Origin of the sequence: Kutzneria viridogrisea DSM 43870 (assembly GCF_000525635.1) — a bacterium.
In the GTDB taxonomy this organism is placed as follows: Bacteria; Actinomycetota; Actinomycetes; order Mycobacteriales; family Pseudonocardiaceae; genus Kutzneria; species Kutzneria viridogrisea.
Genome location: NZ_CP007155.1, coordinates 1,180,141 through 1,205,556, shown reverse-complemented (window position 1 = coordinate 1,205,556; position 25,416 = coordinate 1,180,141). Strand labels below are relative to the sequence as shown.

Here is a 25,416-nt window from a genome sequence, read left to right as displayed (position 1 = left end):
AGCACCGCTGACTTACTTTTCGGGCACCGCCGCCAGCGACTGAGAGGGATCCGCACATGAGTCTGCGCGTGACGCGTCTCGTGGCCGTGGCGCTGGCAGCTGTTGCCGCACTGTCCGCCTGCGGCAGCTCCGGCGCACCGGACACGGTGCTGGGCTCGGCATCGGACGGCAAGCTCACCGTGGGCATCCGGTTCGACCAGCCGGGCGTGGGCTTCAGGACGCTCAACGGGGACTACCGCGGTTTCGACGTGGACGTGGCCCGGTATGTGGCGCAGGAACTGGGCGTGTCCGCGGACAGGATCGAGTGGAAGGAGGCGGAGCCCGCCGACCGCGAGAAGCTGATCACCAGCGGTCAGGTGGACTTCGTCGTCGCCGCCTACACGATCAACGACAAACGCAAGCAGCAGGTGGACTTCGCCGGGCCCTACTTCAGCGTGGGCCAGGACCTGCTGGTGCGCCAGACCGACACCTCGATCACCGGCCCGCAGTCGCTCAACGGCAAGCGGCTGTGCTCGGTGGCCGGGTCCACCTCCGCGCAGCAGGTGAAGGCGAAGTTCGCCCAGGGCGCGAGCCTGGTCGAGTACGGGCGCTACTCCGACTGCGTCACCGCGCTGCTGGCCAACATCGTGGACGCGGTGACCACCGACGACGTGATCCTGGCCGGGTACGCGGCGCAGAACCCGGAGCTGCTCAAGGTGGTCAACCAGCCGTTCACCAAGGACTCCTACGGCATCGGGCTGCGCAAGGGGGACCAGGACAGCCGCGTGAAGATCGATGACGCCGTGCAGAAGATGATCAGTTCCGGCGCCTGGCAGCAGGCCCTGCAGACCAACCTGGGCAAGTCCGGCTACAAGATCCCGGACCCGCCCAAGGTCACCGAGCGCTGACGCGCGAAACTGCTCTCACAAGCGTTCATGTACGCAAAATCGTGCATCTTTTCAGGGGTCTGATCGCTCGAAACCATTGAATTGATCACGCACGCGGTCACAGACTCGGCCCGTGATTCGTCTGGTGATCGGTTCGCTGCTCGCCGTGTCCGCCGCGCTGCCCACCGGCGGCGGCGTGGTGCTGCACGTCTCCCCTACTGGTGCGGGCGATGCCTGCACGGCCGCCGCCCCGTGCTCCCTGACCACCGCACAGGCCAGGACCGGCCCGCACACCGTGGAACTGGCCGGTGGCCGCTACCGGCTCACCGAGCCGCTGCGGCTGGTCGCGGCCAACTCCGGGCAGGTCTGGCGGGCCGCGCCCGGTGAGCAGCCGGTGCTCGACGGCGCAACCCGCGTCACCGGCTGGCACCGGCACGAACAGGACAGGTGGGTCGCCGACGTGCCCGTCGGCAGCACGGCGCGGCAGCTGTTCGTCAACGAGGTGCGCGCGGTGCCCGCCCGTGGACTGGGCTGCGCGAAGTCGCAGTGCACGGCCTCCGCGACCGGCCTGAGCGGGGTGGACCCGCGCGTCGGCTTGATTCACGACCTGAAAGATGTCCGGGTCGTGCTCAACGCCAGGTGGCGGGACTTCCACTGCGGCATCGAGTCGGTCAGCGGCACGACGGTGACGATGCGCCAGCCCTGTTGGGGCAACGCCAACACGCCGACCCAGACCGGGTGGCAGAGCGCGAGCCCTACCGGCTCCGCCTACCAGGGCGTCGACTGGTTCGAGAACGCCTACGAGCTGCTCGGCACGCCTGGGCAGTTCGCGCTCGACAGCGGTGCGAGCAAGCTCTACTACGTGCCGCGGCCCGGTGAGGACCTCGCCACCGCCGACGTGGAGCTGCCGCGCACCGAGCAGTTGCTGACCGTCACGGGGGCCAGCGACCTCACTGTCAGCGGGATCACGTTCGCCGACACGGCTTGGGCGAACCCCGAGGGCTACGTCGGCGCGCAGGCGGGCTACTACGTCAACGGCACCAGGACCGGCACGATCTCCGGCGCTGGCGAGGACTACGCCCGCACCCAGACCGCGGTGACGGTCAGTGCGGGCAAGGGCGTTCGGTTCAGCGGGAACAGGTTCACCCGGCTCGGCGGCGCGGGCATCGCGCTGGACAAGGCCACCAGCAGCAGCGTGGTCGAGGACAGCGGGTTCACCGACCTGTCCGGCGGCGCGATCTTCGTCGGGGACGTGCTGCACAGCGGTGTGAAGACCGCGGACAACGTGGTGCGGGACAACGCCATCAGCCGGATCGGGCAGGAGTTCCGCGACGCGGTGGGCATCTTCGGCGGCTACAACGAGGGCCTGACCGTGGACCACAACACCGTCAGCCAGGTGCCCTACACGGGCATCTCCGTCGGCTGGGGCTGGAACTTCGTCGGCGACGGGGACACCCAGCACAACGTCCTGGTGTCGCACAACAAGGTCAGCGATTTCATGCTGACACTGCACGACGGCGGCGCGATCTACACACAGGCCCAGTCGCCGGGTTCCCGCGTGTACGCCAACGACATCGCGTTCGCACCGGGCGTCTCGGCGAACGGGATCTACCACGACGAGCGCAGTTCCTACTACACCACGGCGAACAACGTGGTCCGCGACGTGCCGCAGGCCGGGACCGGTACCAACTGGGTGTCCTCATGGGCCTCCTGGAGCGCGTTCCTGATCGTCAGGGACAACTGGACCGACGCGCCGGTCGCCGCACCGCACAACGGGGGCAAGACCAACCAGTACGGCCCGAACAGCATGGGGCTCAAGGACTTTCCCACCGAGGCGAAGGCCGTGATCGACCAGGCCGGTGCGCACGGCGCCCGCGAGTCCCGCGAGGTGCGGTTCACCGCGCCGACCGCCGACCAGCTCGACGGACTGACCGACATCGCGGTCACCGCCCCGTTCGACACGCGCTCGGTGCGGTTGTCCATGGACGGCACGGCATTCGCGGAACTGACCCGCGACTACGCCAACGCCACCGGCCTGGCGCCCACCTGGTCCACGGCCACCGACGCCTCCTGGTTCAGCCCCGGCAAGCACGTGCTGACCGCCACCGCGGTCACCGGCCAGGGCGAGGTCACGGCGACCAGGTCGGTGGTCACGCACCGGCCCGCCGACCCGCCCGGGGTCACCAACCTCAACGGGACCTGGACCTTCGGGGACGGCACTCCCGTGCTGGTACCGGACAGCTTCGGGGCGGTCCGCGCGCGCTGGAACGAGGACAACGGCATGGTCGCCACGTATCGGCGCGAGTTCACGGTGCCCGGGCTCAGGCCGGGGCAACACGTCACGCTCCAGTTCGACTCCTGCTACTTCGCCTGCCAGTACACGGTGAACGGCCAGCAGGTCGGGCAGTCAACCGGTGGCAACGTGCCCACCCTGCTGGACGTGACCGCAGCGGTGCACCCCGGCAGCAACCAGATCACCGTCAGCGCCGACAACCGCGTGTCCACGATCAGGCCGTACGGGATCAACACGGACCTGTACTGGAACTGGGGCGGTCTCACCCAGGGCGTGCGGATGCGGATCGGCGCGCCCGACCAGTTGAGCGAGCTCACCGCGACGGGCAGCGCCGACGGCAAGCTCACGCTGCACGCCTATACCGCCGCCGCGGGCGACACGCGCCGAGCCATCACGAGGAGCGTCCGGGTCGGCGACTACCGGACCTCGGTGACGTTCACCGTTCCTGCTGGCTCCGACGCGGCCGATCCCGTGACGATCACCGTGCCGCACCCGCACCTGTGGACACCGCAGGACCCCTTCCTTCACGAGGTGAAAGTAGGGGAACTGAGCACGAAGGCCGGGTTCCGCACGGTGTCGGTGAGCGGCTCCGACCTGCTGCTGAACGGCTCGGTGCTGGCGGACCTGCGCGGCTTCAACCGGCACGCCGACTACCCCGGGCTCGGCCGCACCCAGCCCGACCAGCTGGCGGAGCGCGAGCTGAAGACCATGCGGGACAAGGGGTTCACCCTGTTCCGGCCCGCGCACTACCCGACCACTCCCGGTGAGCTGGCCGCCGCCGACCGGCTCGGGCTGCTGGTGATCGAGGAGATCAACGTCACCCAGGCCAACGCCACGCAGCTGGCCAGCGCCAAGACCCAGGACTACGCGAAGGACCAGCTGTCCCGGGAGATCCGGCGCGATCGCGGTCACCCCTCGGTGATCGCCTGGTCGGTGGGCAACGAGAACGCCACCAACACCGAGGCGGGCGCCCAGTACGTGCACACGCTGATCGACCACGGCAGGGCACTGGACCCGAGCAGGCTGTTCACGCACGTGACGGCCTGGCACACCAGCGACAAGGCCTTCGGCTACGACGACTTCGCCGCCGACAACAACTACGACGGCTGGTACTACGGCAAGGCCACCGACATCGGCAAGGACATCGACGCGATCCAGGCCGCCGCGGGCGGCAAACCGCTGGTGCTCAGCGAGTACGGTGCCGAGGGGGTGAAGGACCGACCCGGTACCGGGCCCGGCACCGAGTACTACCAGGCGCAGCTGATCGACACCTACAACCGGCAGCTCGCGCGGCGACCGCACCTGATCGGCCAGATGTACTGGACCTCAACGGAGTTCGCGCTCACCCCCGCGGGCAGCCCGTACAACCCCTCGCCCCCGCTGCGGGGCTACCACAACAAGGGCCTGCGCACCTACGACCGCCAGGACAAGCTCGCCTGGCGGGTGATCACCAGCCCGGTGCGGATGGACCTGTTGCCCGGCAACCAGATTCAACTGTCCAATGTGGCCGGTCAGCAGGTTTCGGGTACGGTCGAGGTCGCGGGCGGGAGCGTGACCCCGTTCACCGTGCCACCCGGCGGCGCGAGCACCCTCGCCGTCACCGGCCCGCACGGGGCCGAGGTCCGTGCCGTGCTCACCGCGCAGACCGAGGCCCTGCCGGTGTTCCTGCCGTAACGCCGTAACGCCGTGAAGGTGGCTTTCACTGCGCTGGGCGCAGTGAAAGCCACCTTCACGCCACGAGCAGCCCCGTCAACAAGATCGACACGAGGCGGTCGATCCTGGGCTGGCCGCAGGAGGAGTTCTCCGCGGCCCAGGCGATGCCGTTGGCCAGGACGAGCAGGTCGACCGCCTCCGCGTCGGGGCGGACCACACCGGCGCGCCGCGCGGCGGCCAGCACCTCGGCACCGGCCCTGCGCATGACCGCGCAGGACACACCCAGTTCGCTGGTCTCGTCGAGCATGCCGACCATCAGCGAGGCGGCGACCCCGTGGTAGGTCATGGAGTGCTGGACCACGGCGCGCAACCACTCGGCCAGGGCGCGGGCGGGCGGTTCGGTGGCGAGCAGCCGGTCGGCCAGCGCGCCGAGGTCGAGCATGCGTTGCCCGAGCAGCGCTTCGAGCAGGGCCTCACGGGTCGGGAAGTGCCGGTACAGGGTGCCGATGCCCACCCCGGCCCGCCGCGCCACGTCCTCCAGCGAGGTCTGCACCCCGCGCTCGCCGAACGCCTCGTGTGCGCTGCCGAGCAGGCGTTCGGCGTTGCGGCGGGCATCGGCACGCATCGGTCGCTGGGCGGCACTCGTCGTGACACCTCGCTGACGCGGTGATTCGCTCGCAGGCTCGCTCACGCCACCCAGCCTAAGCCGGGATGCGCTCCAGCGCCTCGGCTACGCGGGCGGCACCGTCCTCGGCCCGGACCCGCGCACCGACCTCGGCGGCCCGCGCCGCGTAGCCGGGATCGGTCACGGCCTGCCGGATCAGCTCGGACAGCGACTCCGCGGTGAGCTTCTTGAACAGCACGCTGCCGGGGCTGACGCCGATCGCACGCAGCCGCGCCGCCCAGAAGGGCTGGTCGCCCAGCACCGGCGTGAGCACCGCGGGCACCCCGGCCCGCACCCCGGCGCCGGTGGTTCCGGCCCCGCCGTGGTGCACGACCGCCGCCATCCTGGGGAACAGCCAGCCGTGCGGCACGCTGCCGATGGTGAGCACCTCGTCCCCGGCCACCCGCATCCCGGCCCACCCGGCCTGCACCACGGCACGCACCCCGGGCAGTCGGCGCAGGGTGGCCGAGATCAGCTCGGACAGCCGCTCCCCCTCACCGGTGGCCATGCTGCCGAAGCCGATGAACACCGGGGCCGGTCCCGCGTCGAGGAAGTCCACCAACTCGGTGGGCGGCTGCCAGTTCGGATCCTGGTAGGACCACCAGTAGCCGACGACATCGGCGCCGCGCCGCCAGTCGGCGGGCCTGGGCAGCACGGCGGGGCTGAACCCGTGCGGCATCAGGAAGTTCTCGTCGTCGAGCATCTGGAACCGGGTCCTGGTCAGCCCGAGCTCGGGCAGCCCCAGCTTGCGCTGGAACTCCTTGAGCACGCCGTCGATCGGCGTGGGCAGCGGGGCCGCGAGGCGCACCAGCTCGCGGTTGGCCCAGCGGCCCAGCGAACGGGTGCCGAACATCGGCGGCGGGAACTCGGCGGTCGGCATTCCGGGGAACAGCTCCAGCCCCATCGCGGGCACACCGGTGGCCTTGGCGATCAGGTACCCGTGCACCATCACACCCCGTTGCAACATAAGGACATCAGCGCCCTCCGCAGCGGCCAGCGTGCTCTCGCCGAGCGAGTGCATCATGCGCTTGCCGATGGCCAGGGTGGCCCTCAGGTTGCGCAGTCCGGTTCCGTTCTCAGTCCACTTGCGACCGTCCTCAGAGGCCAGTTCGGCCTTCATGTCCCCGGACAGGTGCCGGTATTCCGCGCCGCACTCGCGCGCCATGTCGGCGAACGGCTCCTGGGTCGCGATCGCCACGTCGTGCCCGCGCTCCCGCAAACTCGCGGCGAGCCCGGTGTACGGCGCGATGTCCCCCCTGGAACCGATGGCCATGATGACCACCTTCACCCCAGATCCCTCCTCCTGAAACCGATCAGCCCCACCGCGGTGAGCACCACGGTGACCGCCACCATCCAGCAGAGCGGCTGCGCGGTGAACTCGCCACCGGGCAGCTTCGGCACGTGCGTGAACGGCGAGACGTCCAGCAACCACTGGCTCAGCTGCAACATCTGCCCGAGCTGACCCAGCAGGAAGAACACCACCAGCACCGCCCAGGCCAGGCCAACAGCCCTGGGCAGCACTCCGGTCAGGGCCGCCGCCAGACCGGCGAGCACCCAGGCCGCCGGGATCTGCACCAAGGCCCCGGCCAGTACTCGCGGCAGCTCGCCGCCGAGGTCCCCGGCGCGCAAGCCGTGCGCGAGCCCCATGGCGGCACCGACCACGGCCATCAGCAAGGCCGTACCGCCGAAGGCGAAGACCAGGTGCCCGCCGAACCAGCGGGTCCTGCCCACCGAGGCGGTCAGCACCGGCTCGGCGCGCTGCGCGGACTCCTCGCCGCGCGCCCGCAGGGTCGACTGCACGGCGTACACCGCGCCAACCAGACCGACGATGCTCAGCATGGCGGCCAGGAACAGGTCGACAACTCCCTCGCTACCGCCCAGGGCGGCGAGGATGCGCTGCAACTGGTCGCTGGTCCTGAGCACGTCGCTGACGCTCTCCGCCAGCGCGCCGAGCACGAGGCCCAGCACCACGACGGAGATCAGCCAGCTCAGCAGCGAAGCCCGGTGCAGCCGCCAGGCGAGGCCGAACGAGCCGCGCAACGAGGCCGAGGCGCGCGCGGGGCCGGGCCGCGTGGCCAGCAAGCCGCCGCCGAGGTCACGCCGCGCCACCAGCACGTACGCGAGCGCGACGAGCAGCGAGGTCGTCACCAGCGGCAGGGCCAGCACCCACCAGCGCTCGTCGGCGAAGGCCCGCACCTGCTGCGTCCAGCCGATGGGGCTGATCCAGCTCAGCCAGTCCGCACCGGTCGAGTCGCCGAGCGCCCGCATGAGGAAGGTCAGGACGACCACACCCGCGGCGATCCCGGTCGCCGCGCGGGCACTTTGGCTCAACTGCGCGGTGACGGCGGCCAGCGCGCCGAAAACCCATGCCGCACCGGCGAATCCGAGCCCGAGCGCGAACGAGCCCGCGGCGGGCAGGCCCTTGGCGGTCAGTGCGCCGCCGACCACCACCGCCAGCACCAGCCCAGCGCCGAACACCGTCAGCAGGGGGGCGGTCAGCGGCGCGCGCCTGCCGACCACACCGGCGCCGAGCAGTTCCAGACGGCCGTTCTCCTCGTCGGCCCTGGTGTGCCGCACCACGGTGAACACGGCCATGAACGCCGCCAGCAGGCTGCCGATCCCGGCGACCCGCCACGCGGTCATGCCGCCCAGGGTGGTCAGGTCGAACATCGGGCCGGTCAGCGCGAGGAACACCGGGTTGCCCTGGAGCGAGGCGGCGAACTCGGCGCGGCCCTGCTGCGTGGGGTAGAGCTGCGCGAAGGAGGCCTCGGTGCCGACCGCGAGCAGCGCGATGACCGCGAGCCACGCGGTGAGCTGCACCCGTTCCCGACGCAGCACCAGCCGCGTCAGGAAACCCGTGCCCACCAAGGTGTTCATGCCCGCACCTCGTCGGTGTAGTGGCGCAGGAACAGTTCCTCCAGGGTGGGCGGCTGGCTGGTGAGCCCGCGCACGCCGAACTCGGTGAGCCTGCGCAGCACCGCGTCGAGCTCGGCGGTGTCCACCTCCAGCTTCACCCTGGTGCCCTGCACGTCCAGGTCGTGCACCCCGGGCAGCTCGGCCAGGCCGGTGGGCTCGGCGCCCAGTTCGGCGGTGATCGAGGTGCGGGTCAGGTGCCGCAGCTCGGCCAGGGTGCCGGTTTCCACCGTCTGCCCGTTGCGGATGATGCTCACCCGGTCGCACAGCGCCTCGACCTCGGCCAGGATGTGGCTGGACAGCAGCACTGTGCGGCCCGCGTCGCGCTCCTGCGCCACGCACTCCCGGAAGACCTCCTCCATCAGCGGGTCCAGCCCGGAGGTCGGCTCGTCCAGGATCAGCAGTTCGGCCTCGGAGGCCAGCGCGGCGACCAGCGCGACCTTCTGCCGGTTGCCCTTGGAGTAGGTGCGGCCCTTCTTGGTGGGGTCCAGCTCGAAGCGCTCCAGCAGTTCGGCGCGGCGGCCCTGGTTGAGCCCGCCGCGCAGCCTGCCCAGCAGGTCGATCACCTCGCCCCCGGTCAGCGAGGGCCACAGGGTGACGTCCCCGGGCACGTAGGCGAGCCTGCGGTGCAGCTGGGTGGCCTCCCGCCAGGGGTCCCCGCCGAGCAGTTCGGCGGTGCCGCCGTCGGCGCGCAGCAGCCCGAGCAGGACGCGGATGGTGGTCGACTTGCCCGCCCCGTTGGGGCCGAGGAATCCGTGCACCTCACCGGTGGTGACCGTGAGGTCGAGCCCGTCGAGTGCCCGCGCGCGCCCGAAGGACTTGCGCAGGCCCGACACCGAGATGGCGGTGGTCATGGCGCCAAGCTACACTCTTTTCACAAAGTCGTGAAGATAATGAACCGTATAAACTCGATGGGGTGGGACACACCAGACGAGGGGGACAGAGCGTGACCGCAGCAGCCGACCGTGACGACGAGGCCGTATCGAGGTTCATCGAGCGGTTCGCCCTCGTGCTCAGCGAGGCGGGCTTCGCCCGGATGCCCGCGCGGGTCTTCGTCGCACTGCTGGCCACCGACTCCGGTCAGCTCACCGCCACCGAGGTTGCCGAGTTGCTCGCGGTGAGCCCGGCCGCCGTGTCCGGGGCGGTGCGCTACCTCACCCAGGTCGGGCTGATCGTGCGCGAGCGCGAGCCCGGCTCGCGGCGCGACCACTACCGGGTCCGCGACGACAGCTGGTACGAGTCGGCGATGCGCCGCGAGCAGATGCTGGTCAACTGGGTGGACACGCTGGCGATGGGGGCGGACGCGCTCGGCAGGGACACCCCGGCCGGTGCGCGCCTGGAGGAATCCTTGGCATTCATGGAGTTCATGACCACCGAGGTGCCCGGACTGCTGGACCGTTGGCGCACACACCGCGACCAGTTGCGGGCACAACGGGCGTAACACCGCTTCAGAACCGGGCGATCAGTCGAAGGTCACACCGCCGATCCCCGGAGGAAGCACCATGCCGAGAGCCCGCACGCTGGCCGGAACCCTTGCCGCACTGGCATTCGGCGCCGCCGCGCTGACCGCCTGCGCCCCACAGGTCCCGGTGAGCCCGACCGGGGACAGCACCCCGTTGACCAGCACGGTCGGCACGACCGCCAGCACCACGACCACCACCGCGCCGACCAGCACCACGGTCACCACCACACTCGCCACGACCACGACGACAAGCACCACAACAGCCGTCGCCGCGCCGCCGCCGCCTCCCCCGGTCACGCACCAGACCACGGCACCGCAGCCCGCACAGACTGCTTGTGGCGCCAACGAATACCGCAACGTCGACGGCAACTGCGTGCACCGCCCCGAGGCAGCACCCGGCCCGCCCGCGGGCGCCACCGCGCAGTGCAAGGACAGCACGTACAGCTTCAGCCAGCACCGGCAGGGCACCTGCTCGGGGCATGGCGGCGTGTCCCGCTGGCTCTAGGCGCGCCAGCCCGGGTCGCGCCCGGTGAGCCCGAGCACCTTGTCCACAGTGGACGATTCATCGGGCACCTCGACCCGAGCGGCGTAGACGCCCATGTCCCGCCCCAACTGGGCCGTCTCGACGAGTATTCCGTGCAGTGGCAGCAACACCTCGTCATTCCACTGTGGACTCCACGAGACCGCCCGCGCGAGGTCCCAGCCGTGCACGACCAGCTCGCCGAGGACCATGCCGCCCGCGAACTCCGCCGGGAACTCGGTGGGGCCGCCCACCCGCGTCATGCCCTGCCACGCCTCGGCCCGCCCCCAGGCCCGAACCAGCCGGTCGATCTGCGCCAGCAGCGCCTCGGCGTCGGCCGGTCCGGGACTCGGCGGCAGGAATTCCTTGCGCGCGGCCCCTTCCAACGCGGGCACCCACTCGATCAGGTGCTCGACCAGTTGGCGCACGGTGAATTCGGCGCACGGCGTGGGCAGGTCGAACTGGTCGGCCCGCAGTGAGCCGAGCACCTCGGTGATCGGTTCGGCGGCCAGGGTCAGGATCCTGTGGTGCTGCATCTGGCCACGATAGGCAGCTGTTCGCCGGGCCGTATTGAACAAACGCGACACGGCGGCGCCGGTCACCGGGCCCAGCTCGGCAACCAGGTGTCACGGGCGACTGGCCGCCTGCGGGCGAGGTGTTCGCGGAGGGCCACGAGCCCGGGATGGAGGTTGTCGGCTCGCCAGATCAGGGAGTGCGGGTACACGGGTGTCGGGCCGTGCAACGAGATTCGCCTGAGGTCCTGGCGCGCGGTCCACACCAGACGTGTCCGCTCGCCGACGAAGGTCGCCAGCGAGACCGAGCGGCTCACCGCCTCCAGGAGGTACTCGACACCGAAGTTGGGGCCCTCCGCGTCGATGCTGAGCCCGAAGCTCGCGGCGAGTTCCTCGTAGTATGCGGCCCATTCCGAGCCGGTGACCATGCCGGGGATCCAGATCCTGTGCCCGACGAGTTCCGCGAGGGTGACCGAGCGCATGCTGGCGAGTTCGTGGCCGGGACCGGTCAGGAGCTCGATCGGTTCGTCGAACACGCGCACGCCCAGCACGTTCTCGGGCAACCGGCTCAGGGGAACCCTCTGGTTGCAGAAGGCCGCGTCGATCGTGCTGGCGTGCACGGCCGCGGTGGCGGCCTCGGCGTTGGGCAGGGTCACCACGTCGAGCTCGACCTCCGGGTGCTCGCGGTGGAAGTCCTGGAGCATGGCGGCCGAGGCCAGGTGGCGACGGAGCACGTCCACCCGTAGGGCGCGGCGGCCGGGTCGCACGGACTCGACGGCGCGCTGCACCGCGTCGAGCACGGCGCGGGCGTGCGGGAGGAACGCCTGCCCGTCGATGGTCAGCTGTGCTCCTCGTGCCGTGCGGGCGAACAGCCGGACACCGAGCTCCGCCTCCAGGGCCGCGACCCGCTTGGAGACCGCTTGCTGGGTCACGGACAACTCGACCGCGGCCTCCTGGAACTGCCCCTGGTCGGCAACCGCGAGGAAGGTGCGCACGAGCTCGAGGTCCACCCCGCCAACCTAGCCCGTGCACAACCGCTCGTTGTGGCACTCCGAGCCGCCAGTTGTTTGATCACCGCGTGGGCCCGGCTGTTTGATCCCCTCGGTCGGTCGAACGGGTCGGAGGCGGTCATGGGACGTACACAGTCGTTGGGGCGGGATTTCGGGTGGTTGTGGGCGGCCTACGCCGCCAGCGCGGTGGGCACCTGGCTCGCGCTCGACGCGTTCCCGCTGATCGCGATCCTGGTGCTGCACAGCAGCCCGGCACAGGTGTCCCTGCTGTCCGCCGCGGGCCTGGCGGTGGGCGCGTTGATCGCACTCCCGCTGGGGCCGTGGGTGGAGTTCCGCCGCAAACGGCCGGTCATGATCGCGATGGACCTGTTCCGGCTCGCCGCCCTGCTGTCCCTGCCCGCTGCCTACCTGCTCGGTGGGCTGACCTTCACCCAGCTCGTCGTGGTGTCGGTGGTCGTGGCGGCGGCCAACATCGTGTTCACCGCCGCGAGCGGGGCGTGCCTCAAGGCGCTGGTGCGCAAGGAGGACCTGCTCAAGGCCAATGGCAGGTTCGAGTCCACGATGTGGACGGCGACCGTCATCGGACCGCCCCTGGGCGGGGCGTTGATCGGGGTCTTCGGACCGCTGACCACAGTGGTGGTGGACGCGGTCAGTTACCTGTTGTCCGCGCTCGGGGTGCGGGCGATCGGGGGCCACGAGCCGCGACCCGCGCCCAGGAACGACAAGGGGTTCACCGCGGGTGAGATGCTGGACGGCTGGCGCTTCATCCTGCGCCACCCCCAGCTCCGGCCGCTGTTCCTCAACACCAGCCTGGTGAACGGACTGATCATGGCGACCGCGCCGCTGCTGGCGGTCCTGCTCCTGGGCGAGGAGGGCTTCGCACCCTGGCAGTACGGGCTGGCCTTCGGCGTGCCGTGCTTGGGCGGTCTGCTCGGTTCGCGGATCGCGCGGCCGTTGGTCAGCAGGTTCGGGCAGCACCGGGTGCTGATCGTCAGCGGCGCCCTTCGGGCGTGTTGGCTGCTGGGCCTGCCATTCGTCGGCCCAGGCATCCCAGGGCTGCTGCTGGTCGTCCTGGTCGAACTCGGCCTGATCACCTGCATGGGGGTCTTCAACCCGGTGTACGCCACCTACCGGCTCGAACGCACCACCTCGGACCGCGTCGCCAGGGTCCTGTCGGCGTGGTCGATCACGAGCAGCGCCACCATCGCTCTGCTGACGCTGCTGTGGGGGCTGCTCGCCAGCCTCGTCGGCCCGCGCACCGCCATCGCGGTCGCCGGGGTGCTCATCCTGTGCACCCCGCTGCTGCTGCCCCGCCGCGAACACGCGGCACCTGCCGACCGCCCGGCTGAACAGGTGCGGCAACTAACGTAGGCATGTGGACGAACGCGGACTGCGTGGCAGGTGGGTGGATTTCCAGCAGCACTCCCACCACCTGCCGCCCGCCGACCTGGCCCCGTTCGTGGCCCGCTTCTGGCTGGCCAGTTGGGACCTGCGCGGCCAGGCCCCGTACCGGCAGCTGATCGTGCCCTACCCGAACGTGCACCTGACCTTCCGCGAGGGCCGCGCCGAGGTGCACGGGGTCGCACGCGGTCACGTCGTGCGCGAGTTGTCCGGACTGGGCCGGGTGTTCGGCGTGGCGTTCCACCCCGGCTGCTTCCAGCCGGTGCTCCGCGCCCCGCTGTCGACGATCACCAACCGCGTGCGGCGCGCGGACGAGGTCTTCGGCCGGGATCTGCCAGTACCCCAGGGCGAGGAAGCCGAGCAGGTCGCTACGGTGCAACGGTTCCTGCGCGAATGGCTGCCCGCGCCCGACCCAGTTTCCTTGCAGGCGAAGGAGATCGTCGCGCTGGTGGCAGCCGAACCGTCGATCACCAGGGTGGACGAGCTGGCCGCCCGCACGGGATTGGGCGTGCGGCAGTTGCAGCGGCTGTTCGCCGAGCACGTCGGGGTCGGCCCGAAGTGGGTGATCCGCCGCTACCGCCTGCACGAGGTGACCGAGCGGCTCGCCTCGGGCCGTTCGGTGGACTGGGCCGCGCTGGCCGCCGAGCTCGGTTATGCCGACCAGGCGCACTTCAGCCGCGACTTCGCCGACCTGGTCGGCGAGACCCCGGCCCAGTACGCGCGGCGCTACCCTGCCGCTGACTGAGAATTCAGTCAGCGATGCGCGGTACCGCCCCGGGCAGCCGTGACCCGGCGAGCCAGTCGCGCCCCTCGCGGTACAGCCGCTCGACGGCCTCCCCGCGCAGACCAGGCAGCCCGTCCCGGACCTCGAACCCGGCGGCGGTCTGCAGGTAGCCCAGGTGCCGGTAGCCCTCGGGGAAGCTGGCCAGCACCGCCTCGTCCAGGTCCGGGACGGTGCCGGGGCGCACGGGGTCCATCCGGTCCTTCTCGTAGATCGGCTGACGGCGCACGATGCGCCACTGGCCCTCGCGCTTGGCGAAGAAGTCGTAGAACCGCCCGGTGCACAGCACATCCACGAGCACCCCGTGCACGGTGTCCCGCTGGCTGATGGTCATCTTGGTCTGCGCGACGGCCCGGTCACCGACGGCCTCGACCGCGGTGCCGCCCAGGAAGTGCAGGATGCTCACGCCCTGCGCCATGCCGCGGCGGCTGGCCTCGACGAACTCCTCGGCCGGGCCCTGGAACCAGGTGGCGCTCATGTAACCGTCCTCGTGCCACACGCGGCGGAACCGCTCCCAGTCACCCGCGTCGCGGTACAGCGCCCACTTCTCGACCACGTCGCTGATCAGCAACTCGTCCAGGATCGTCAGTGCGAAGGTGGAGTTCATGCCACCGAGGGTGCTGCCGCGGGCCGCAGCCTGTCGACAGTTCACTTTCACCAGGTGAAAATGAGTAGGTGACCAACCTGGCCCGGCGGCTGTTCGGCGTGCTCGACTGCTTCGAGGCGGACACGCCCCCGCTCTCGCTGACCGAGATCGTGGCCCGCACCGGGCTGCCCATGCCCACGGCCTGGCGCTACGTGCGCGAACTGACCGCCTGGGGTGGTCTGGACCGGCTGCCGGACGGCCGGTACCGGATCGGCTTCCGACTGTGGAAACTCGGCGCGCTGTCCCCGGTCTACCGGGACCTGCGCGAGCTGGCCCTGCCGTACATGCAGGACCTGTACCAGGCCACGCACGAGAACATCCAGCTCGCCGTGCTGGACGAGCGCGCCGCCCTGTGCATAGAGAAGATCAACAACCTGCGCTCGGTGGCCACCAGGACCCGCGTCGGCGGGCGGCTCCCCCTGCACGCCACCGGGGTCGGCAAGGTGCTGCTCGCACACGCCCCACCGGAACTGCTGGCCGCACTGGTCGAGGCCGGGCTGCCCCGGCTCACCCGGCACACGATCGCGCAGCCCGGCAGGCTCGCCAGGGCGCTGGCCGAGGTGCGCGAGCAGGGCATGGCCTTCTCCCAGCAGGAAATGTCGCTGGGCGCGGGCTCGGTGGCCGCACCCGTGGTGCACCCGAGCGGGGAGGTGATCGCCTCGGTGTCGATCGTCGCTCACTCCACTGTGGACCTCGACCGGCTCGGGATCGCCGTGCGCACGGCCGCGGCGGGCATCTCGCGCAGCCTCGCTGGTCCATGAAAACGGGCCAGCGCTGGTCCACTCCCCCGGTCCGGCCACGACCTAGCCTCGGTGCATGCACATCCTGTTGGCCGGGGCGACCGGCGTGCTCGGCCGCCGCCTGATCCCCCTGCTCGTCCGCGACGGGCACCAGGTCACCGCGCTCACCCGTCGACCGGCCAGTTCCGCCGTGCTGCGCAAACTCGGCGCGAACCCGTTGGTGGCCAACGTCTTCGAGCGCGATTCGGTGATCGCGCTCACCCGTGACGCCCGCCCCGACGCCGTGGTGCACCAGCTCACCGACCTCAGCGGCGGCGATCTCCGGCGCAACGCGGAACTGCGCGAGATGGGCACCCGCAACCTGGTTGACGCCGCACTGGCCGCCGACGTCCAGCGGATCGTCGCGCAGAGCATCGCCTGGGCGTACGTCGGCGGCGAACTCCCCGCCACAGAAGAGGAATCGCTCGATCTGGACGCCGACGAGCCACGCCGCACGACGGTGCTGGGCGTGGCCGCGCTGGAGTCCGCCGTGCGCGAGGTCCCCGGGCACGTGCTGCTCCGCTACGGCCTGTTGTACGGGCCCGGGACCTGGTTCACCGCTGGCGGGGCGTACGCGGATCGCTTGCGGCCCAACGATGACGTCACCAGCTTCGTACACGTGGACGACGCGGCACGAGCCGCCGTGTCCGCGCTGGACTGGGACCCCGCCACGCTCAACATCGCCGATGACGAGCCCGCGCCCGGCCGCGAGTGGGTCCCCGTGTTCTGCCGGGCCGTGCACGCACCCGAGCCTCCGCCCAGCCCGGTCGGTGAGCGGTCGGCGTGGGCTCGTGGCGCGGACAACAGCTTGGCGTGCAAGCACTTCGGCTGGTCTCCGCGCCACGAGTCCTGGCGCACGGGGTTCGCGGAATCGCCAGCGGGGCAGTAAGACGCCGAGTACTGCGCTGGATACGGCCCGGGATCAGTGCGCGGCGGACACTGAGGCCAGGCCGCCGTCCACGGTGAGCTCGGCCCCGGTGGTGAAGCCCGCCTGGAAGGCCAGGAACAGCGCGGCCGCGGCGACCTCCTCGGCCGTGCCGATCCGGCCCAGCGGCGTGACCTGACTGCCCTCCTCGGCGAAGGCGGCCAGCTCCTCGGCGGACACCCCGGACACACCCATGGTCGGCGTGTCGATGTAGCCGGGGCCCACCGAGTTCACCCTGATCCGCCTCGGCAGCAACTCGGCGGCGAAGCCCTTGGCGAAGCTGCGCACCGCGGCCTTGGCGCCCAGGTAGACGCTCATGCCCGGCACCGCCCTGGTGTCGGTGACCGTGGTGAACACCAGCGAGCCGCCGTCGCGCACCAGCGGGGCGAGCCGCTGCGCGGTGAAGTACGCGCCCTTGGCGTTCACCGCGAAGATCCGGTCGAAGCTCTGCTCGCTGACCAGCTCCACTGGCTCCAGCACCGCGTGACCGGCGTTGACGAACACCGCGTCCACCTGCCCGAACCGCTCCTGGACCACATCACCCAGCGCCTGGACCTCGGCCAGGTCGGTGACGTCGGACCGCACCACGTGCGCCCGGTCGCCCACCGACTGCCGAGCCGCCGCCAGGTTGGCCTCACTGTGGCCGGTGAGCAGCACCTGCGCTCCACTGTCGAGCAGCGCGCGGACCATCGCCATGCCCATGCCGTGGGTACCGCCGGTCACCACGGCCTTCCTGCCCTCGTACATGCTCGTCCTCATCCCCTGCGAATCGTGTCGATCAAGCTGGCCAGGCCGTCGTTCGCGCTGCCCTGGGCCAGCCGCCGCGCGTACAGCTCGTGCAGCGCGGCGGGCACGTCGGTGCCGATGCCCTGAGCCCGGCTGACCCGCGCGAGCAGGTCGAGCCCGGCCACGTTGATGTCCAGCCCGGACACGTCCGTGGCGTAGTCCCCGCTGTCGGCCTGCGCCGCGATCCCCGGCAGGAAGCTGGCCACCGCGCCCAGCCAGCGCTCGACCTTCGGCAGGAACTGCTGTGCCGTCACGTCCTCGGTACCCAGCAGTGCGGCCCCGTGCAGGAACGACGCGATCGTCGACCACATGACACCCAGCAGCGCCAGGTCGTACAGCGCGGACAGTCCCGCGTCGGCGCCGAGGTAGTCGCCATCGCCCCACAGCTCGATCAGCGCCTTGCGTCCACTGTGGACCTCTGCCGATCCGGAGAGCAGCAGCACCGAACCCGGTTGGCCGATGCCCTGCGGCACCGCCATGATCGTGCCGTCCAGGTAGTCGATGCCGTGTTCGGCGGCCCAGTCCGCGCTGCGCCTGGCCTGCTCCGGCGAGCCGGAGGTGAGGTTGATCAGTGCGCGGCCCGCCAGCTCCCCGGCCAGCGGCCCCAGCAGGTCACCGGCCACGTCGTAGTCGGTCACGCAGACCACCACCACCTCGCTGGCCCGCACCGCCTCGGCCGCCGTGCCCGCCAGCACCGCGCCGCGCGCCACCAGGTCCCCGGCCTTGGCCGCCGACCTGTTCCACACCGTCGTCGGGTGCCCAGCCGCGAGCAGGGCCCCGGCCAGCGCCGCGCCCATCCTGCCCAGGCCCAGGACCGTCACGCGCTCCCGCTTGTCCATCAGTGATTTCCCCTACCATCGAACGAGATCGGCCTCGGCATGCCGGGCACAATGCTCGGTCCGGGGACAGAACTTGATCAAGTACGCACTTCGAAGTGGGTACGCACCTGGAAGTCAGTGGGGGCACGGTGAGCAGGCCATACGTGTGCGGTCTCGACGCTGCGGTGGACATGATCGGCGGCAAGTGGAAGGTGCTGCTGCTGTGGGCGATGCACGACCAGCCGCGCCGGTTCGGCGAGCTGCGCCGCCTGCTGCCTGGCATCAGCGAGAAGGTGCTCACCCAGCACCTGCGCGAGATGGCGGCCGACCAGATCGTCCGCCGCGAGGCGTTCGACGAGACCGTGCCCCGCGTCGAGTACTCGCTCAGCGAGTTCGGCCTGTCCCTGCACGAGGCCCTGCGCCCCCTCGGCGCCTGGGGCACCCAGCACATGGACCGCATCGCCGAGGTCCGCGCCTGAACGCAAACGTTTGCTTCCGCAGGCAAGCCGTCACGAACGGAGTCCGGGGCAGCGCCCCGGCGTGGGGGTCTGGGGGCTCGGCGCAACTCACCCCCGGCTGGCCCCACCACGGGGGGCGAGGGGGGTCGCCCCCCTCAACAAACGACGAGCGGGGTGTGTTCGCGCTCTCCGCGAACACACCCCGCTCACCCGCGAGTGGAGGTGCCGGGAATCGAACCCGGGTCCTCTGTCGCCTCACCAGGGCTTCTCCGTGTGCAGTCCGCTGTGCCTCTGCTCGGCCCCACCGTTCACGCGGACGAGACGGTGTGACGGGCCCAGTCGCTGTGGATGTCCCGCCAGCCCCCGCGACCGGGACTAGCGGTTTAGCCTCCTAGCTGATGCCGGACACTGGGTCGGAGGCGGTCCCAGGCCGACAGACTCGCACTGGCTGCTTAGGCAGCGAGGGCGAAGTCGCGCTGACTGTTCGTCTTGGCGCTTATTGGTTTGCGATGACGCTTGAAGGTGGTCTCTCGCCTGCACCTACACGCTTCCCCTGACTCAACGTCCAGAGTCGAAACCGTTCACCCCCTAGTTGGTGGATCGTCTCCTACAGGATAACGCCTCGAGCCCCGCGGATCATCCGGGTTCACGCTGCCGAGGAACCGGTGGCGATGAGCGTGACGGACACGGCGGCCAGCACGAGGCCGACGCGCTGCACGCGGCCGGTGCGCTCGCCGAGCACGATGCGGGCCATCAGCACGGTCGCGGCGGGGTAGAGCGAGGTCAGCACGCTGACGACCGAGAGCATGCCGGAGCGCAGCGCGAACAGGAACGAGGTGTTGCACAGCACGTCGAGCAGGCCCGCGGAGCCCGCGAGCAGCAACTCGGGGCGCTGGGGGAGCCGCAGTTGCCTGGCGACCAGCGCGGAGACGAGCACCAGCACGGTGGCCGAGGACCTGGCCACCACCAGCGGCCACAGGCCAGAGCTGTGGTCGATCTTGTCCAGCAGCACGAAGTAGACGGCGAACGCGGCACCGGAACCCACGGTGAGCCAGCCGACCTTCGCGGTGAACCGCACCGGGGCGCCCTCGTCCACCGCGGAGCGCTCCTCGCGGCTGACCAGCACCACGGCGATCACGGCGAGCACCGCGCCACCGATGGCCACCGGGCCCAGTTGCTCGCCGGTGACCAGCCCGTACAGCAGCGGCAGCCCGGCGACGAGCAGGGCGGTCAGCGGGGACACCACGTTCATCGGACCGGAGGCCAGCGCCCCGTAGAACCAGATGATGGCCAGCCCGTTGGCGACGCCGCCCGCCAGGGCGAGCAGCGTGCTCTGGGTACTGAGCGAGCCGCCGGCGAGCGGGGCGATGAGGAGCAGCCCGGCCAGCCCGACCGGGTAGCTGAGCAGCACCACGCGCAGCACGTGCACACGGCGTGCGGCGAGCCCACCGACGAAGTCGCTCAGGCCGTAGCCCAAGGCCGCGATCAGGGACAGCACCAGCCAACTCACCTGGGAATTGTCCCTGACGGCGCATGATCGACGGAAATCACGACCAGGATCCGGACGATCCACGGCAGGTGAATCGGCTCACATGTGCGAGCAAAACGCCGTGAAGGTGGCTTTCACTGCGCTGAGTGCAGTGAAAGCCACCTTCACGGCACGCGGTTCAGCCGCCGAGCAGCCTCAACGGGGTGTCGTGCAGCACCCGGCGCAGGAAGGGCTCGCCCAGCCGGTCGTCGGCGGCGGCCCAGCCCGCGATGGCCTGCACCTGGTGGGCGTACTCGTAGGGGATGTTCGGGAAGTCGCTGCCGAGCACGATCCGGTCGCCCAGCTCGACCAGCAGCGCGGGCCAGTCGGCGGGCAGCGGGGCGATGTCCTCGCTGAACCCGGTGCCGACCATGGTGGTGTCCAGGTGCACGCGCTCGTGGCGCAGCGCCAGCCGCACGGCGGTCTCGTAGTCGGGCATGCCCGCGTGGGCGAGCACGGCGGTCAGCCGGGGGTGCCTGCGCAGCACCTGCTCGAACAGGTCCAGCCCGGTGTACTTGCCGCGCGCGGGCCCGTGTCCGCAGTGGACCACGGCGGGCACTCCGGCCTCGGCGATCAGCCCCCAGGCGGGGTCGAGCAGCTCGTCACGGGGGTCGAAGCCGCCGACCTGCACGTGCAGCTTCACGCAGCGGGCGCCGGCTTCCAGTGCGGCGCCGAGGTAGTCGGCGGCGCCCGGTTCGGGGAAGACGGTGGCGGTCGGCACGGCGCCGGGAGTGCGCGCGCCGAAGTCCAGCGCCCACTCGGTGAGCCACTGGGCCATGCCCGGCTTGTGCGCGTACACCAGCGGGGCGTAGCGGATCACGCCCAGCTCGCCGAGCACCTCGACGCGACGCTGCTCGGGCAGCCGGTACTGGATGGGCCACTCGGTGCCGTAGTGCTGGGCGGCCTGGTCGAAGTAGTGCCACACCTTGTCCAGCACGGACTGCGGCATGAAGTGCAGGTGCAGGTCGACCAGCCCGGGCAGGCCGAGCGAGCGCACCCACCGCGCCAGCTCGGCATCGCTGCCGGGCACTAGTCCCTGCGCCCCTTGTTCCACCGGCCGACCGCGCGGGAGACCTCACGCTGGGCGTCCCGCTTGGCCAGGTCCTGCCGCTTGTCGTAGGCCTTCTTGCCCTTGGCCAGCGCCAGTTCCACCTTGACCTTGCCGTCCTTGAAGTACATGGACAGCGGGACCAGGCTCAGCCCGGACTCCTTGGTCTTGCCGATCAGCTTGAGGATCTCGCCCTTGTGCAGCAGCAGCTTGCGGTTACGCCGCGGCTCGTGGTTGGTCCACGTGCCCATCTCGTACTCGGCGATGTGCAGCCCGCGCAGCCAGATCTCGCCGTCGTCCACGGTGGCGAAGGCGTCCACTAGGGACGCTCGCCCCGCACGAAGGCTCTTGACCTCGGTACCCATCAGCACGACACCGCACTCGTAGGTGTCCATGATGGCGTAATCGTGTCGCGCCTTGCGGTTCGACGCGATCACCTTGTTGCCGCGTTCTTTGGGCATGTGACCAGTTTACGTCCCGGTGACCAGCGGATTAGAGCCTGACGTACAGGCGCAGCGTGACGTAGCCGGTGATCGCCGAGATGACCGCGGCCACCAGCACCAGCACCGGGGAGATCGCGACCACGTCGAGCATGTCCAGCCTGGGCAGCACGCTGGAGGAGGCCAGCCCGCCGAGCACCTGGTCGAACAGGGTCACCTTGAGCACCGCGAGCAGGATGATGCCCAGCAGCGAGCCGATGATGCCCGCCACCACCGCCTCGATGAGGAACGGCAGCTGCGTGTACCACCGGGTGGCGCCCACCAGCCGCATGATGCCCACCTCCGTGCGGCGGGTGAAGGCGGACAGCTGGATCGTGTTGAAGATCAGCAGCACCGCCGCGACCGCCACCGCCACCGCGATGCCGAACACGATGAACCGGAACTGCCCCAGCGCGCTGAAGATCTTCTGCAGGAAGGCGTTCTGGTCGTTGACGTTCTTCACGCCCGGCTGGTTGCTGAACGCCTTGACCAGCGCGTCGGACTTGCTGGAGTCCACCAGCTTGACCTGCAGCGAGGCGGGCAGCGACTCGGGCCTGGTCAGCTTGACCAGCTCGGGGTTGGCCGCGAACAGCTGCTTGAACCGCTCGAAGGTGTGGTCGCGGTTCTCGAAGGTGACGCCCTCCACGTTGGCGGCACCCTGCAGGTCGTGCAGCAGCTTGGTGCACAGCGCGGAGGAGCAGCTCTTGTCGTTGGCGCTGATGTCGTCGGTCAGGCTGACCACGACCTGCACCTTGTCCGAGTAGACCAACTGCATCTTGTCGATCATGCGGACGACCAGGAGCCCGCCGCCGAGCAGGCCGAGCGAGATCGCGGTGGTCAGGATCATCGCGACGGTCATCGTGATGTTCCTGCGCAGACCGGTGATCACTTCGCTGAAGACGAAACTGGCACGCATCGGACTTGGGGTTCCTCGGGGCTCGGGGGGTGTGGGAGTGCCCGGACGGGGGCGGGCACTGTCGCGGAGCTAGCGGCCGACTCCGTAGACGCCCCTGGCGTCGTCACGGATGACCTTGCCGTGGTCGAGCTCCACCACCCTGCGCCGCATGGAGTCGACGATCGAGTGGTCGTGGGTGGCCATCAGCACGGTGGTGCCGGTGCGGTTGATCCGCTCCAGCAGCAGCATGATGTCCTGGCTGGTGTCGGGGTCGAGGTTTCCGGTGGGCTCGTCGGCCAGCAGCACCAGCGGCCGGTTGACGAAGGCCCGCGCGATGGCGACGCGCTGCTGCTCACCGCCGGAGAGCTCGTTGGGCATGCGGTCGGCCTTGCCGTCCAGGCCGACCAGCTGGAGCACCTCGGGCACCACCTTGACGATGGTGTGCCGGGGCTTGCCGATCACCTCCAGGGCGAAGGCGACGTTCTCGGCCACCGTCTTGGTGGCCAGCAGGCGGAAGTCCTGGAAGACGCAGCCAATGGACTGCCGCAGCCGGGGCACCCGGCGGCGGGCCATCTTGGCCACGTCGAAGTTGGACACGTAGACGCGCCCCTTGCTGGGCACCTCTTCGCGCAACAGCAGTCGGAGGAAGGTCGACTTCCCCGAGCCGGACGGCCCGATGAGGAACACGAACTCGCCCTTGCCCATCTCCACCGACACGTTGTCGAGAGCGGGCCTGGTCGAGGTCTTGTAGACCTTGGTGACGTGTTCGAGCCGGATCACGATCGGCGAGCTTACCCGCGACCGTTACCAGGTCGACATCTAGCCCCGTCCGAGTGACATTTTCTCAGCTTGACCTCACACGGAACTCACATTGGGTGGCAATCCGCGCAGCTCGGTGACCGATCGGCCGCACCCCGTACTCAACCGGAGCAAACAGGTCCCAACCCCCGGGCCCGCGTCTTCGCGCCGGTCTCTGGACCGCAGGCCGAAGATGATCACATCTTTCCAGTGATCATCTTCGGACAAGGGAAGAGACCGGACCCAAGCGAAGACGCCGCGATCCGGAGGATCGCAGAGAGCGAAGCGGGCACAGCCGTCAGGACCGACACCCACGCCCGCTCGGGAGAGCCCGCATCAGTCCAGCGGGCGACCCGAGCAACCCCGCAAACGGGACTCGCCCTCCTGTGCGCGGGACTCGCGTACCGGAGAGCAGGACTCGCCGGTTCATGCGCGAGTCCCGGCCTGGGGCGCGCGAGTCCCGGTCACCGACGGGCGCAGCGGGCTCAGTTCCCCTGCCTCCGCCACCTGATCCCCGCCTCCAGGAAGCCGTCGATGTCCCCGTCCAGCACCGACGAGGGGTTGCCCACCTCGTGCTCGGTGCGCAGGTCCTTGACCATCTGGTACGGGTGCAGCACGTAGGAGCGCATCTGGTTGCCCCAGCTGGAGCCGCCGTCGCCCTTCAGGGCGTTGATCTTGGCCTGCTCCTCCTGGCGGCGCTTCTCCAGCAGCTTGGCCTGCAACACGGCCATGGCCGAGGCCTTGTTCTGCAGCTGGGAACGCTCGTTCTGGCAGGAGACCACGATGCCGGTCGGGATGTGGGTCAGCCGCACGGCGGAGTCGGTGGTGTTCACGCCCTGGCCACCGGGACCCGAGGAGCGGTACACGTCCACCCGCAGGTCCTTCTCGTCGATGTCCACGTGGTCGGTCTGCTCCACCACGGGCACCACCTCGACCCCGGCGAAGGAGGTCTGCCGGCGGCCCTGGTTGTCGAACGGGGAGATGCGCACCAGCCGGTGCGTGCCCTGCTCCACGGACAGCGTGCCGTAGGCGTAGGGGGCCTTGACCTGGAAGGTCGCCGACTTGATGCCCGCCTCTTCGGCGTAGGAGGTGTCGTAGACCTCGGTGGGGTACGAGTGCCGCTCGGCCCAGCGCAGGTACATGCGCATCAGCATCTCGGCGAAGTCGGCGGCGTCCACGCCACCGGCCTCCGACCGGATGGTGACCAGCGCCTGGCGCTCGTCGTACTCCCCGGACAGCAGGGTGCGGACCTCCAGCGAGGAGATGTCCTCGCGCAGCTTGGCCCGCTCCGCGTCGGCCTCGGCGGCGCTGTCCGCGTCCTCGGCGTCCTCGGCCAGTTCGTAGAGCACGGCCACGTCGTCGAGGCGCTGCCGCAGACCGCCGACCCTGCGCAGCTCGCCCTGCTTGTGCGAGAGCTGGCTGGTGACCTTCTGCGCGTTCTCGGCGTCGTCCCACAGGTCCGGACGGGCCGCCTCGGCCTCCAGCGCCCCGATGTCGGCACGCAGCTTGTCGAGGTCCATCACCGCCTCGACGTTGGCCAGCGTGGCGGAGAGTTCCTTGAGGTCGGCTTCGACGTCCGGGTTCACGAAGAAAAGCCTACGTCAGGGCGCGCCGGTACCGCCGGGCGGTTGGCCCGACGGTACCGGAGAGCACCTCAGCTGGTGGGGATGCTGTCCAGCAGCTTGAGCACGGCCTTGGCGTGAGCCAGCGCGAACTCGGCCACCGCTTTGGCGTAGGGGTCCTCAGCGGCCTTGACGGCGAGCTTGTGCGTCTCCTGCTCGGCGCCGTAGACGCCCTTCGCCGAGTCGACCAGCTGCTGGCGCTGCTTGGCCGTCAGCGAGCTGGCGTGCACCAGTCGCAGGATCAGCGGGCTGCGCAGGTGGTCGGGGCCCGGCTCGGTGGTCAGCCACGCCTTGAAGACCTTCTTGCCGTTGGCCGTGATCAGGTACTGCTGGCTGGAGCGCGGTCCCTGCTTGCCCAGCTTCAACAGTCCTGCCTCGGCCAGCGCGGGCAGTTCGCGGTACACCTGGCTGCGGGTCACGCTGAAGAACGCGCCGAAGCGCTCACCGGCAGCGGCGACCAGTTGGCCGCCGGTCTTGGGGCCTTCGTGGAGCAACCCGAGCAGTGCGGCGGCAGTTGCGTTCAGTTCTGACACACCTCCACGGTGCCACGCGAGCGCGC

At 70.3% G+C, this 25,416-nt stretch carries 25 protein-coding genes, 1 other RNA gene and 1 pseudogene; 9 read left to right on the top strand and 18 right to left on the bottom strand.

Annotation, left to right across the window (positions count from 1 at the left end; genetic code table 11):
* Positions 1–62: 62 nt before the first annotated feature.
* Both KALB_RS05650 and KALB_RS43645 read left to right on the top strand, forming a co-directional pair.
* Complete coding sequence (locus KALB_RS05650) at positions 63–887, top strand: glutamate ABC transporter substrate-binding protein (protein WP_025354753.1); 825 nt, start codon at positions 63–65, stop codon at positions 885–887.
* A gap of 112 nt (positions 888–999) precedes the next feature.
* Positions 1,000–4,833 carry a glycoside hydrolase family 2 TIM barrel-domain containing protein gene (locus tag KALB_RS43645; protein WP_148309358.1) on the top strand — a complete coding sequence of 1,278 codons (3,834 nt, stop codon included), beginning with the start codon at positions 1,000–1,002 and terminating at the stop codon, positions 4,831–4,833.
* Between the two features lie 55 nt (positions 4,834–4,888).
* Here the strand turns inward: KALB_RS43645 and KALB_RS05640 are convergent, their stop codons facing one another.
* The 4 genes from KALB_RS05640 to KALB_RS05625 are packed head-to-tail and all read right to left on the bottom strand — an operon-like array spanning position 4,889 to position 9,243.
* A complete protein-coding gene (locus KALB_RS05640) occupies positions 4,889–5,503 on the bottom strand; it encodes a TetR/AcrR family transcriptional regulator (RefSeq protein ID WP_236650181.1) in 615 nt (204 codons plus the stop codon).
* A 10-nt stretch (positions 5,504–5,513) separates the two neighbouring features.
* Entirely contained in the window at positions 5,514–6,749 is a 1,236-nt protein-coding gene (locus tag KALB_RS05635; RefSeq protein WP_236650180.1) for a glycosyltransferase, read from the bottom strand.
* Between the two features lie 11 nt (positions 6,750–6,760).
* Complete coding sequence (locus KALB_RS05630) at positions 6,761–8,353, bottom strand: ABC transporter permease (protein WP_025354750.1); 1,593 nt, start codon at positions 8,351–8,353, stop codon at positions 6,761–6,763.
* Positions 8,350–9,243 (bottom strand): ABC transporter ATP-binding protein, encoded by an 894-nt coding sequence (locus KALB_RS05625; protein WP_025354749.1) that lies wholly within the window; start codon positions 9,241–9,243, stop codon positions 8,350–8,352. The genes KALB_RS05630 and KALB_RS05625 overlap by 4 nt, the downstream gene beginning before the upstream one ends.
* 92 nt (positions 9,244–9,335) lie before the next feature.
* Between KALB_RS05625 and KALB_RS05620 the strand changes: the two genes are divergently transcribed.
* Entirely contained in the window at positions 9,336–9,830 is a 495-nt protein-coding gene (locus tag KALB_RS05620) for a GbsR/MarR family transcriptional regulator (protein WP_025354748.1), read from the top strand.
* A 21-nt stretch (positions 9,831–9,851) separates the two neighbouring features.
* Here KALB_RS05620 and KALB_RS49060 read toward each other — a convergent pair whose 3' ends face one another.
* Positions 9,852–10,148 (bottom strand): hypothetical protein, encoded by a 297-nt coding sequence (locus KALB_RS49060; RefSeq protein ID WP_236650444.1) that lies wholly within the window; start codon positions 10,146–10,148, stop codon positions 9,852–9,854.
* Positions 10,149–10,203: 55 nt separating this feature from the next.
* Between KALB_RS49060 and KALB_RS49055 the strand changes: the two are divergent.
* Positions 10,204–10,356: pseudogene (locus KALB_RS49055) on the top strand (DUF3761 domain-containing protein); the annotation flags it as partial.
* On the opposite strand, the gene KALB_RS05610 reads toward KALB_RS49055, so the two are convergent.
* Together KALB_RS05610 and KALB_RS05605 are read right to left on the bottom strand one after the other, a co-directional pair.
* On the bottom strand, positions 10,353–10,907 hold the full coding sequence (locus KALB_RS05610) for a TIGR03086 family metal-binding protein (protein ID WP_025354746.1): 555 nt from the start codon (positions 10,905–10,907) through the stop codon (positions 10,353–10,355). The pseudogene KALB_RS49055 and the gene KALB_RS05610 overlap by 4 nt on opposite strands.
* Positions 10,908–10,969: 62 nt before the next feature.
* Positions 10,970–11,893: a LysR family transcriptional regulator gene (locus tag KALB_RS05605; protein WP_025354745.1), complete on the bottom strand. Its 924-nt coding sequence runs from the start codon at positions 11,891–11,893 to the stop codon at positions 10,970–10,972.
* A gap of 120 nt (positions 11,894–12,013) precedes the next feature.
* On the opposite strand from KALB_RS05605, the gene KALB_RS05600 reads away from it, so the two are divergent.
* Together KALB_RS05600 and KALB_RS05595 are read left to right on the top strand one after the other, a co-directional pair.
* The gene (locus KALB_RS05600; protein ID WP_025354744.1) at positions 12,014–13,264 is read left to right on the top strand and encodes an MFS transporter; all 1,251 of its coding nucleotides are present in this window, start codon (positions 12,014–12,016) and stop codon (positions 13,262–13,264) included.
* Positions 13,265–13,268: 4 nt separating this feature from the next.
* On the top strand, positions 13,269–14,039 hold the full coding sequence (locus tag KALB_RS05595) for an AraC family transcriptional regulator (protein ID WP_201771883.1): 771 nt from the start codon (positions 13,269–13,271) through the stop codon (positions 14,037–14,039).
* 4 nt (positions 14,040–14,043) lie between these two features.
* On the opposite strand, the gene KALB_RS05590 is transcribed toward KALB_RS05595, so the two are convergent.
* Positions 14,044–14,682 (bottom strand): nuclear transport factor 2 family protein, encoded by a 639-nt coding sequence (locus KALB_RS05590; protein WP_025354742.1) that lies wholly within the window; start codon positions 14,680–14,682, stop codon positions 14,044–14,046.
* A 68-nt stretch (positions 14,683–14,750) separates the two neighbouring features.
* Between KALB_RS05590 and KALB_RS05585 the strand changes: the two genes are divergently transcribed.
* Together KALB_RS05585 and KALB_RS05580 are read left to right on the top strand one after the other, a co-directional pair.
* A complete protein-coding gene (locus tag KALB_RS05585) occupies positions 14,751–15,482 on the top strand; it encodes an IclR family transcriptional regulator (RefSeq protein ID WP_025354741.1) in 732 nt (243 codons plus the stop codon).
* A gap of 55 nt (positions 15,483–15,537) precedes the next feature.
* Positions 15,538–16,389, top strand: a complete 852-nt coding sequence (locus KALB_RS05580; RefSeq protein WP_025354740.1) for an NAD-dependent epimerase/dehydratase family protein — start codon at positions 15,538–15,540, stop codon at positions 16,387–16,389.
* Positions 16,390–16,422: 33 nt separating this feature from the next.
* Here KALB_RS05580 and KALB_RS05575 read toward each other — a convergent pair whose 3' ends face one another.
* Positions 16,423–17,172, bottom strand: coding sequence for an SDR family oxidoreductase (locus KALB_RS05575; protein WP_201771882.1), 750 nt, complete (start codon positions 17,170–17,172; stop codon positions 16,423–16,425).
* Between the two features lie 8 nt (positions 17,173–17,180).
* The gene (locus KALB_RS05570; protein WP_236650179.1) at positions 17,181–18,050 is read right to left on the bottom strand and encodes an NAD(P)-dependent oxidoreductase; all 870 of its coding nucleotides are present in this window, start codon (positions 18,048–18,050) and stop codon (positions 17,181–17,183) included.
* A gap of 170 nt (positions 18,051–18,220) precedes the next feature.
* Between KALB_RS05570 and KALB_RS05565 the strand changes: the two genes are divergently transcribed.
* The gene (locus KALB_RS05565; protein WP_042221695.1) at positions 18,221–18,508 is read left to right on the top strand and encodes a winged helix-turn-helix transcriptional regulator; all 288 of its coding nucleotides are present in this window, start codon (positions 18,221–18,223) and stop codon (positions 18,506–18,508) included.
* Positions 18,509–18,701: 193 nt separating this feature from the next.
* Here the strand turns inward: KALB_RS05565 and ssrA are convergent.
* The 8 genes from ssrA to KALB_RS05530 form a co-directional block, all read right to left on the bottom strand.
* Positions 18,702–19,076: a transfer-messenger RNA gene (ssrA, locus tag KALB_RS44785) on the bottom strand.
* 57 nt (positions 19,077–19,133) lie between these two features.
* Positions 19,134–19,997, bottom strand: a complete 864-nt coding sequence (locus tag KALB_RS05560; protein WP_201771881.1) for an EamA family transporter — start codon at positions 19,995–19,997, stop codon at positions 19,134–19,136.
* Between the two features lie 157 nt (positions 19,998–20,154).
* A complete protein-coding gene (locus tag KALB_RS05555; RefSeq protein ID WP_025354735.1) occupies positions 20,155–21,045 on the bottom strand; it encodes an amidohydrolase family protein in 891 nt (296 codons plus the stop codon).
* Positions 21,045–21,524, bottom strand: coding sequence for an SsrA-binding protein SmpB (gene smpB / locus KALB_RS05550; protein ID WP_025354734.1), 480 nt, complete (start codon positions 21,522–21,524; stop codon positions 21,045–21,047). Before smpB ends, KALB_RS05555 begins: the two co-directional genes overlap by 1 nt.
* Before the next feature lie 31 nt (positions 21,525–21,555).
* A complete protein-coding gene (gene ftsX, locus KALB_RS05545) occupies positions 21,556–22,458 on the bottom strand; it encodes a permease-like cell division protein FtsX (protein ID WP_025354733.1) in 903 nt (300 codons plus the stop codon).
* A gap of 69 nt (positions 22,459–22,527) precedes the next feature.
* Complete coding sequence (ftsE, locus tag KALB_RS05540; protein ID WP_025354732.1) at positions 22,528–23,217, bottom strand: cell division ATP-binding protein FtsE; 690 nt, start codon at positions 23,215–23,217, stop codon at positions 22,528–22,530.
* 503 nt (positions 23,218–23,720) lie between these two features.
* Positions 23,721–24,821: a peptide chain release factor 2 gene (gene prfB / locus KALB_RS05535; protein ID WP_025354731.1), complete on the bottom strand. Its 1,101-nt coding sequence runs from the start codon at positions 24,819–24,821 to the stop codon at positions 23,721–23,723.
* Between the two features lie 68 nt (positions 24,822–24,889).
* Positions 24,890–25,390, bottom strand: a complete 501-nt coding sequence (locus tag KALB_RS05530; RefSeq protein ID WP_025354730.1) for a PadR family transcriptional regulator — start codon at positions 25,388–25,390, stop codon at positions 24,890–24,892.
* Positions 25,391–25,416 lie beyond the last annotated feature (26 nt).

What these genes read in the sequence shown, in the direction of transcription:
- KALB_RS05635 (WP_236650180.1), bottom strand. Translation starts at nt 6,749, where the DNA reads ATGGCCATCGGTTCCAGGGGGGACATCGCGCCGTACACCGGGCTCGCC.
- KALB_RS05630 (WP_025354750.1), bottom strand. Translation starts at nt 8,353, where the DNA reads ATGAACACCTTGGTGGGCACGGGTTTCCTGACGCGGCTGGTGCTGCGT.
- KALB_RS05625 (WP_025354749.1), bottom strand. Translation starts at nt 9,243, where the DNA reads ATGACCACCGCCATCTCGGTGTCGGGCCTGCGCAAGTCCTTCGGGCGC.
- KALB_RS05610 (WP_025354746.1), bottom strand. Translation starts at nt 10,907, where the DNA reads ATGCAGCACCACAGGATCCTGACCCTGGCCGCCGAACCGATCACCGAG.
- KALB_RS05600 (WP_025354744.1), top strand. Translation starts at nt 12,014, where the DNA reads ATGGGACGTACACAGTCGTTGGGGCGGGATTTCGGGTGGTTGTGGGCG.
- KALB_RS05590 (WP_025354742.1), bottom strand. Translation starts at nt 14,682, where the DNA reads ATGAACTCCACCTTCGCACTGACGATCCTGGACGAGTTGCTGATCAGC.
- KALB_RS05580 (WP_025354740.1), top strand. Translation starts at nt 15,538, where the DNA reads ATGCACATCCTGTTGGCCGGGGCGACCGGCGTGCTCGGCCGCCGCCTG.
- KALB_RS05575 (WP_201771882.1), bottom strand. Translation starts at nt 17,172, where the DNA reads ATGTACGAGGGCAGGAAGGCCGTGGTGACCGGCGGTACCCACGGCATG.
- KALB_RS05570 (WP_236650179.1), bottom strand. Translation starts at nt 18,050, where the DNA reads ATGGACAAGCGGGAGCGCGTGACGGTCCTGGGCCTGGGCAGGATGGGC.
- KALB_RS05565 (WP_042221695.1), top strand. Translation starts at nt 18,221, where the DNA reads ATGATCGGCGGCAAGTGGAAGGTGCTGCTGCTGTGGGCGATGCACGAC.
- smpB (WP_025354734.1), bottom strand. Translation starts at nt 21,524, where the DNA reads ATGCCCAAAGAACGCGGCAACAAGGTGATCGCGTCGAACCGCAAGGCG.
- ftsX (WP_025354733.1), bottom strand. Translation starts at nt 22,458, where the DNA reads ATGCGTGCCAGTTTCGTCTTCAGCGAAGTGATCACCGGTCTGCGCAGG.